General features: G+C 38.2%; 1 protein-coding gene. It reads right to left on the minus strand.

Annotated features, from left to right (window positions below; genetic code table 11):
- The coding region (locus R3X26_RS18825) for a replication endonuclease (protein WP_317718852.1) at positions 1-694 on the minus strand (694 nt) is incomplete at both ends.

Consider the following 694-nt stretch of genomic DNA (forward strand, 5'->3'; position numbering starts at 1 on the left):
AATAGTAAGAAATCCGGCTTCATGGTTTAGCTCTTTCGCCATATCTTCAAATCCTCTTGCACGCACCATTAATTCCCCTTTTCTGATTTTTGGATCAGATACCCCTTTTTGAGATAACTCTAATAAGGAAAAACTTTGGCCGAGTTCATTAGTAGCTATCGTATTAGCTAAATACTCTTTTTGATAAGCCTTTTGGTTTAATCTAGCCGTTAAAGTAGGATTAGAACAATACAAACTCTTTATCTTGTTTACCTGATTTAGATGATGAAGAACCGCTTCAATATTCCGTCTAAGTACTTTTCTAAGCTTCCGTAACCACCATTTATGATCACTATAACGCCCCATTTCACCCTGAATAGAACGCTGAACCGAGTTAAGTACAATACCTTGCTGTGTAATCAGTCCTTTAACGGACTCTATCGCTAAAGCATCGTTGAGATACTGACGACGAATAGCCAATACGGAAGTAGCTAAATGTTTAGCTTTTTCGCGTAAATCATTTTCGGATAGATTTAACTCAAGTTGGGTCAACGAGATAGACAGCTTATTTGCAATCTGGTCTGTCGTTATACGTAGGTAACTATTGCGCTCAAACTTGGTTGGCTTTGAGAGATACTCTTTAAGTAAAATTCTCTGGATTGCTACGGGAAAGCAAGAAAGCCTTTGCTGAACAAAGGCTTTATCATCTCGCTCT

Source organism: Vibrio sp. TH_r3 (genome assembly GCF_033101115.1).
In the GTDB taxonomy this organism is placed as follows: Bacteria; Pseudomonadota; Gammaproteobacteria; order Enterobacterales; family Vibrionaceae; genus Vibrio.